This is a genomic window from Jatrophihabitans sp. (assembly GCF_035474675.1).
Lineage (GTDB): Bacteria > Actinomycetota > Actinomycetes > Mycobacteriales > Jatrophihabitantaceae > Jatrophihabitans_A.
In genome coordinates, this window is sequence record NZ_DATINC010000115.1 from 1 (window position 1) to 7293 (window position 7293).

Genomic DNA, 7293 nt, shown 5'->3' on the forward strand with positions numbered 1-7293 from the left:
GGTTGGTGAACATGGTGTCGCCGCCGGTCTCGGGCACCTGCAGCAGCTGCAGGATGGAGAACTGCGGCGGGCTCTGGTGGAAGGTCATGTCGGTGTGCCAGACGTCGACCCGGCCGCCGTCCTCGGAGTCGATGATCACGATCTCGGGATAGCCCTCGAGCCGCGGCAGGTACGGGTGCAGCTCCACCTCGCCGAAGCGCCGGCCGAGCGCGATGTGCGACTCGGGAGTGAGGTCGGACTGCCCTGTGATGAAGACCACTTGGTGGTCCAGCAGCAGCTGGTGGATGCGCTCGAAGCCCTCGTCGGTCAGGTGGTTGATGTCCATGCCGGAGATTTCGGCGCCCAGCGCGCCGGTCACTCGCCGGACTTCGGGCTCGATCGAAGTGGTCACGGCTGCTTCCTTCCGATGCTGCGCGCTCGCAGTGTCTGCGCCAGCGCATCTTCTCAGGTCGGGCACTGGTCCACCAGCGCCTTGACTGCGTCGTGACGGCCTTGACAGAATCCGCCGGTCCCGACGACCCGCCGTTGGGGCCTGTCGATATCGAAGGGGCTCATTGCCGATGGCGGTCGACAACCCGGCCAGTAAGAGCGCGAGCGCCCGGTTGGACGAGCTGACAGACCTTGCCACCCCGCTGGGGATCCGCACGGTCGTCACCCTGCGGATCCCCGACCAGATCGCGGCCGGCGTGCATCACCTCGACGACCTCGCCAAGAGCTGCGACGCCGACCCGCAGGCGCTGGCCCGGTTGCTGCGCTTCCTGGCGCACCGCGGGGTCTTCGCCGAGGAGTCGCCGGACGAGTTCAGCCTCACTGACATCGGCGAGTTGCTGTGCGACCGCACCGCCGGCGGGCACGGGGCCTACCTGGACTTCGACAGCCTCGGCTCGCGCACCGACCTGGCCTTCCTGGCGCTGCCGCAGGCCATCCGTACCGGCGAGCCGAGCTACGCCGCGGTGCACGGCCGCGACTACTGGTCCGACCTGGACGCCGACCCGGCGATGCGGGCCTACTTCGACGAGCTGATGCGCAGCCAGCAGCGAACCACCGCGCCCCAGGTGGCCACGCTCTACCCCTGGCAGCAGGTCGGCTCCGTCACCGACGTGGGCGGCGGGTCGGGCGGCCTGCTCGCCGAACTGCTGGTCACCCACCCGCACCTGCGCGGCACCCTGGTGGACCGCCCGCAACCGGTGGCGACCGCGGCCGAGCGGTTCGCCGAGCGCGGGGTGGCCGACCGGGCCGAGGTGGTGGCCGGGGACTTCTTCAGCCCGCTGCCGGCCGGGGCGGACGTCTACGTGATCTCGCGGGCGCTGACCGACTGGAGCGACAAGCACGCCGCGGTGATCCTGCGCCGGTGCGCCGAGGCCGCCGGGTCCAGCGGCCGGGTGCTGGTGGTCGAGGTGATGCCGACCGAGCCGTACGTCCCGCACCTGTCGCCCTACGACCTCATCATGCTGGTCTCGGTCGGCGGCCGCGAACGTGGCGTGGACGATTTCATCGCGCTCGGTGCCGAGGCCGGGCTGGCCCTGACCGCCACTTACTCCGGCACCGGCGGCCTCACCCTGTTCGAGTTCCAGGCCGACCGGGCTGCCGAGGACTGAACCCGTCAGCCGGCCGGTTCGAAGCCGGCCAGGCACAGGTAGCCCAGCTCCGGCTCGTAGTCGGCAGCGACCAGCAGGTCAGGACGGTCCGGCCCGGTAACGGCGGCGAACTCGTCGAGCAGCTGCCACCACACCCCGGTCGACGGCTGGCCGGCAGGGGCGATCCGCAGCAGCCCGTCCGGACGCTCGGGCCAGGCCTCGGCCAGCGCGGAGTTGGCCACCACCCGCACCCGGCGGTAGCCGGCCGAGAGCTCGGCGAGGTCGGCGGCGACCTGCCCGGCCAGCGCGCCGGCGGCCAGGTTCGTCCGCTGCCGGAGCCCGGCCAGCCGTCCGGTCGCGCCCGCTGGAACCGCGCCGCCGGACAGCAGCAGTGCCAGCCCGCGGTGCTGTTCCGGCGCAGCCCCGGCGGACGGATAGGGCAGCGTGGCCTGCTCGGCCACGATCAGCAGCGCCCGCCGGCCGGACCCGGAAGCCCGGCCGGAACCGGAAGCCCGGGCAGTCTGGGCGGGATCGGCGGCCAGGTAGTCCCGGACGATCCGCAGCGCGCTGAAGGCGGCAGCCGTTCCCTGGTCACTGACCGCGAAGGACAGCGGGGTGCCCGGGCATACCGAGCTGAGGTAGGTCGCGGTGGCCCGGCCGGGCTGCGCGTCGTGGACGGCGTAGGCCAGCACCAGCAGGTCGACCGGTTCGACCGGCGCCACCGCCCGGATCAGCTCCTCGGCCATCTCGCCGTAGGACTGGCCAGCCACCGGGGAGGAAGCGTCCGCGGCGTAACGGCTGTGCGGGTACGGCTGGGTCAGGTCGCTGAGGTAGGTCTCCAGGTCGGCCCGGTTGGCCGGGTCGTCGAGGAATCCCGCGGATCCGGTGAACACCCGGCGCTCGGCCCCGACCAGCCAGGGTCCGGCACACCCGGCTGCCGGGAGCTCGGAAGCGGTTCCCGGCACTAGGCCGGGCGGTAGTGGCCGGCGACGAAGGTGGCCAGGTCCCCGACGGTGACGATCTTGTCCTGATCCATCAGCTCGACGTCGATCTGGATGTCGAGCTGCTCCTCCAGCCGGAGCATCAACTCGAGCCCGAGCAGCGAGCTAACCATCAGCTCGTCCATCAACCGCATGTCCTCGGTCACCTGCTCCTCGCGCTCGAGCAGCAGCACGAGCAGGTCGCAGGTCGTCTTGACCACCTCCTGCCGGAACTGCTCATCCACGCCGGTCTCTGGTAGTGCCATTCATCGCCTCTTTCTCATGTACCCCGGTGCTGGCACTGTAGTCAGTGTTCGAACACCATGGCGGCGAAAGTTGCGCCGAGGCCGGCGCCGACCGTCGCGACCAGGTAGCGGTCGCCGGGCCGCAGCAGCCCGCGCTCGCGGGCGGTCTGGTAGTTGAGGAACGCGTCGGAGCAGAAGACGTGGCCGTTGCCGGCGATGTTGTCCAGCAGCACCCGGTCCACCGGGAACCCGATCAGCCGGCACATCCGTTGCCAGGTCACCAGGTTGACGTTGTGCGGCAGGATCAGCGCGAGGTCGGCCAGTGCCAGGCCGGCCTGATCCAGCGCCTCGGAGATCACCCCCGCCAGCAGCGGCCGGTAGGAGTTCTGGAACTCCTCCACGGTCCGCCCGCCGGCCGGGTCGAACTCGCCGTGCTGGGAGCAGGCGTAGCCGAGCAGCCGGTCCCGGCTGCCGGTGGCGCTGACCAGGCAGGCCGAGGCGCCCTCGCTGAACAGCGACATCCCCGGGATCAGCTGGGCATCGCGGGTGAAGGCCTTCTCGCCGGTGAGCACCAGGGCCAGCGGTGCATCGGCGGCATCCCCCGCGGCGTCGGCGGCCAGCAGCCGGCCGGCCAGGTCGATCGCCAGCAGGCCGCTGGCGCAGGACTGCTGGCTGACGGTGAAGGCCAGCGCGTGCTCCAGGCCGAGGGCGTGGCACACCTCGTGCAGCGGGTTGAGCGGGTACGGAACCACCGTGGGGAACGCCCGGGCCCACAGCACGTAGCGGATCCGGTGCCGTTCGCCGCGCACCCCGACCCGGTCGGCGGCGGCCAGCAGCAGGTCCGGCAGCGAGGTCTCGGGATCCCGGCAGATCTCGCGCAGGCCGTGGAAGCGCCGGAACAGCTTGACGTCCATCTCGCGCAGGCCCAGCTGGGCGGCGGCCTCCTCGACGGTGCACCGGGCCGGCGGCTGGTAGGCGGCCACGGCGTCCAGGGCGGTCACCGTGGCAGGATACCGGCGTGGCGCGCTTCCTGATCGTGGTTTTCCCTTTGGCCAGCCACCTTTACGCGCCGGTGGCGATCGGTCAGGCGCTGGCCGGGGCCGGCCACGAGGTGGCCTGGTGCGGGCCGGAAACCGACCTGCGGCCACTGGTGGGCGACCGGGCGCGGATCTACCCGACCGGCAAGCGCTACTACCGCGACTACCCCGACCTGGGCGTGGCGGGGGCCCGCAAGCTGTGGACCGACGTGGTGATCCCGGCCACCCGCTTCCTGCTGGCCCCCGTCGACGAGGCGGTGGCCGACTACCGGCCGGACGTGCTGGTCAGCGACCAGTACACCCTCGCCGGTGCGCTGGTCGCCTGCCGGCGCGACCTGCGCTGGGCGACCCTGGCCACCGGTGCCATGGAGCTCACGCCGCCGAGCTGGGAACTGCCCGGGCATCCGGAGTTCGTCGCCGGGCAGCTGGCCCGGGCCTGGCAGCTGGCCGGACTGCCCGGCCGGCCGCCGGTCGACCTGCGGTTCTCCCCGCACCTGGTGCTGGCCCTGACCAGCACCGCGCTGACCGGCGCCGCACCGCTGCCGCCGCAGTGCGTGTGTATCGGGCCGGTGCTGGGCCGCCGGCCCGCCGAACCGGTCGGCTGGCCCGCCCGCGAGCCCGGCCGGCACCAGGTGCTGGTCACCGTCGGCACCCTGGCCGCGCAGCACTCCGACGAGTTCTACCGGCGCATGCTGCCGGCGCTGGAGCTGCTGGCCGACCGGGTGCAGGCGGTGGTGCTGGCTCCTGCCGAGGCGATCCCCGACCCGCCCGGGAACATCACGGTGCTGGACCGGGTACCGATCCTCGACGTGCTGCCCCGGCTGGACGCCGTGGTGTGCCACGGCGGCATGGGCACCGTCACCGAGTCGCTGGCCCACGGCGTGCCCCTGGTGGTCGCGCCGATCCGGGCCGACCAGCCGGCGATCGCGCGCCAGGTGGCACAAGCCGGTGCCGGCATCGAGGTCTCCTTCTTCTCGGCGAGTCCCGCCGAGCTCGCGACGGCGCTGACGGCGGTGCTGGAGGAGCCGGGCTACCGCGCCGCGGCCCGCCGGGTGGCCGAGGACTTCGCCGCCGCGGGTGGTGCCGCGGCCGCGGTCGAGCAGCTTGCCGCATTGGCCGCCGGACCTGACGCCGGCCCGCTAGGCTGCCCGCAAAGCGAGAATCCCTCGGTGCTATAAGGCAATTCGGCAACTTTGGGGAGCTTGCAGACAGCTCTGCCCGGTTTGTCTCCCCCTCGAAAGGCCGCCGATGGACGACGTCGCGCTGCTGTCCGGCACGCCCGCTCTGGCACCGGGACAGGTGGTGCTCAGCTACGACGACGGCCCCGGGCCGAAGTCCGCCGAGCTGGCCGCGCTGCTCGGCGAGCAGGGCGTGCCGGCAACCTTCTTCGTGCTGGGCGAGAGCATCAAGCGCTACGGCGAGGAGTTGCACGCCTACGTCGAGCACGGGCACACCATCGGCCTGCACAGCGAGTACCACCGGCCGTTCACCCACCCCTTGATCGCCAGAGACCAGCTGGGCAAGGTCCGCGCCCGGGTCGAGCACCACCTGGGCCGGGACTTCTTCGCCGGCCGGCCGATCTGGCACCGCCCGCCGTACGGCGTCGGCAACGAGCCGGTGCCGGGGTACGCCGGCCCGGTCGGCTGGCACGCGCACGGCCGGGACTGGGACCTCACCTACCGCAACGACGCCCCGCTACGGCCGCCGAGCAATCCGCGTCCGGTCCAGACGGTGGCGGGCTGCGTGGCCGAGATCGTCGAGCGCCTGCAGCGCACCGGCGGCGGCATCGTGCTGCTGCACGACTTCGCCCCGTACAGCGAATTCGCCGGCAGCGGCCTCACCGAGGCAGACCTGGAGCTGCAGGCCGTCGCGATCACCGCGCTGCTGCTGCCGCGGCTGCGCGACGCCGGCTTCGAGCTGACCGGCCTGCCGGAGCCGGAACTGGCCACCGAGGCCAGCTGAGGCGGGCTGTTCCAAACCGCTTTTCGCCAGCAACCGGCGGGGTATCGTGACCGGCGTGGCGATGCCGTCGGCTGATGACTTCCAGTGGGCCCGGCAGCGGCGTGCCACCGCCCGGGCCGCCGGCGGCGTGCTGGACCTGGTGCTGCCGCTGCGGGTGGGCGGCGACGGGGCACCGCTGTTCTGCGCGCACCCGATCGTCGGGCTGAGCTGGTGCTACCGGGCCCTGCTGCCGCACGTCGCCGAGCAGCATCCGGTCTACGGCCTGCAGCCGCGCGGGCTGCGCCGACCGGAGCCGCTGCCGGCCAGCATGGCCGAGATGGCGCGCGACTACGCCGACCAGATCCGGATGACCCAGCCGGACGGGCCCTACCACCTGCTCGGCTGGTCGCTGGGCGGCAACATCGCCTACGCGATCGCCGAGGAACTCGAGCGGCGCGGCCACCAGGTCGGGCTGCTGGCGATCATGGACGCCGCCCCGGAGGTCGACACGCTGACCGGCGCCGATGCCGACGCCTGGATGCTGTACAACTTCGTGCTCGCGGAGTTCGGCTACGAACCCAGCCTGACCGCCGACGACGCCGACCCCGAGGCGCGGCTGCTGCAGCTGGTGCAGCGCCGGCCCGGCCTCGGCCTGGAGGACTGGCCGATGCAGCGGTTGCAGGCGCTGCTGCGGGTGATCCGCAATACCGTCACGGTGGCCCGCGCCTACCGGCCCCGGCTGGTCCGCGGCCCGGTGCTGTTCTGCGCGGCGATGCGCCAGGGCCGGCCGCTGGCCGACAAGCTCGCGGACTGGCAGCCCCTGGTCGAGCGTCGCCTGGAGGTGCTCGAGGTGGACAGCGCGCACCGGCACATGCTGCTGCCCGCGCCGATCGCGGTGGTCGGGGCGGCTGTCAGCGAGCGGCTGGCCCGGGCCGGCGCGCTGGCCGAGTCGTCCTCCTGATCCGGCGCCCTGGACCCGGTCGGCCCGTTCCGGGTGAGTTCTCCGGTTCGGCCGATTGGTTTCCACTTCGCCCTTGCCCGGTGACTGCACTGAGGTAATCTCGCCTCGTGCCTGGCCCGGTGGTCGGCCGTTGCACGAGGAGGCTCGATGATCGAGGCCACTGGCCTTAAGAAGACCTACCAACGCGGCCACGGGCGCAAGGCGACCACCGTCGAGGCGGTGCGGGGCGTCGACTTCGCCGTGCAGCGGGGTGAGATCTTCGGCTTCCTCGGCCCCAACGGCGCGGGCAAGTCCACCACCCTGCGGATGCTGTCCACGCTGCTGCGCCCGGACGGCGGCGAGGCCCGGATCGCCGGCGCCGATCTGCTGCGGGCCCCGGCCCAGGTGCGCAAGAACATCGGCTACGTCGGCCAGGCCAGCGGCACCTACGAGCAGTCCAACGCCCGGCGCGAGCTGGTGCTGCAGGCCCGGATGCACGGCCTGCCCAAGTCCACCGCGCTGACCCTGTGCGAGACGGCCATCAAGGCCTTCCAGCTCGGCGACTTCGCCGAC

General features: G+C 72.6%; 9 protein-coding genes. 5 read left to right on the top strand and 4 right to left on the bottom strand.

Annotated features, from left to right (window positions below):
- Positions 1–391, bottom strand: a 391-nt coding sequence (locus VLJ82_RS13740; RefSeq protein ID WP_408663926.1) for a TauD/TfdA dioxygenase family protein, incomplete at its 3' end; no start/stop codon positions are given.
- 169 nt (positions 392–560) lie between these two features.
- Here VLJ82_RS13740 and VLJ82_RS13745 point away from each other — a divergent pair.
- Positions 561–1598, top strand: a complete 1038-nt coding sequence (locus VLJ82_RS13745) for a methyltransferase (RefSeq protein ID WP_408663927.1) — start codon at positions 561–563, stop codon at positions 1596–1598.
- Positions 1599–1603: 5 nt separating this feature from the next.
- On the opposite strand, the gene VLJ82_RS13750 is transcribed toward VLJ82_RS13745, so the two are convergent.
- The 3 genes from VLJ82_RS13750 to VLJ82_RS13760 form a co-directional block, all read right to left on the bottom strand.
- On the bottom strand, positions 1604–2470 hold the full coding sequence (locus tag VLJ82_RS13750) for a 2-hydroxy-acid oxidase (protein ID WP_408663928.1): 867 nt from the start codon (positions 2468–2470) through the stop codon (positions 1604–1606).
- Between the two features lie 71 nt (positions 2471–2541).
- A complete protein-coding gene (locus VLJ82_RS13755; RefSeq protein WP_408663929.1) occupies positions 2542–2823 on the bottom strand; it encodes a phosphopantetheine-binding protein in 282 nt (93 codons plus the stop codon).
- A gap of 41 nt (positions 2824–2864) precedes the next feature.
- The gene (locus VLJ82_RS13760) at positions 2865–3803 is read right to left on the bottom strand and encodes a 3-oxoacyl-[acyl-carrier-protein] synthase III C-terminal domain-containing protein (RefSeq protein WP_408663930.1); all 939 of its coding nucleotides are present in this window, start codon (positions 3801–3803) and stop codon (positions 2865–2867) included.
- Positions 3804–3820: 17 nt separating this feature from the next.
- Here VLJ82_RS13760 and VLJ82_RS13765 point away from each other — a divergent pair, with 17 nt between their 5' ends.
- From VLJ82_RS13765 to VLJ82_RS13780, 4 genes are all read left to right on the top strand, one after another.
- Positions 3821–5017 carry a glycosyltransferase gene (locus VLJ82_RS13765; RefSeq protein ID WP_408663931.1) on the top strand — a complete coding sequence of 399 codons (1197 nt, stop codon included), beginning with the start codon at positions 3821–3823 and terminating at the stop codon, positions 5015–5017.
- A 70-nt stretch (positions 5018–5087) separates the two neighbouring features.
- Complete coding sequence (locus tag VLJ82_RS13770) at positions 5088–5801, top strand: polysaccharide deacetylase family protein (RefSeq protein ID WP_408663932.1); 714 nt, start codon at positions 5088–5090, stop codon at positions 5799–5801.
- A gap of 61 nt (positions 5802–5862) precedes the next feature.
- Positions 5863–6741 carry an alpha/beta fold hydrolase gene (locus tag VLJ82_RS13775; RefSeq protein WP_408663934.1) on the top strand — a complete coding sequence of 293 codons (879 nt, stop codon included), beginning with the start codon at positions 5863–5865 and terminating at the stop codon, positions 6739–6741.
- 147 nt (positions 6742–6888) lie between these two features.
- On the top strand, positions 6889–7293 hold a 405-nt coding region (locus VLJ82_RS13780; protein ID WP_408663933.1), incomplete at its 3' end, for an ATP-binding cassette domain-containing protein.

Coding starts and splice junctions, on each gene's coding strand:
- VLJ82_RS13755 (WP_408663929.1), bottom strand. CDS start 2,823: ATGGCACTACCAGAGACCGGCGTGGATGAGCAGTTCCGGCAGGAGGTG.
- VLJ82_RS13775 (WP_408663934.1), top strand. CDS start 5,863: ATGCCGTCGGCTGATGACTTCCAGTGGGCCCGGCAGCGGCGTGCCACC.
- VLJ82_RS13770 (WP_408663932.1), top strand. CDS start 5,088: ATGGACGACGTCGCGCTGCTGTCCGGCACGCCCGCTCTGGCACCGGGA.
- VLJ82_RS13745 (WP_408663927.1), top strand. CDS start 561: ATGGCGGTCGACAACCCGGCCAGTAAGAGCGCGAGCGCCCGGTTGGAC.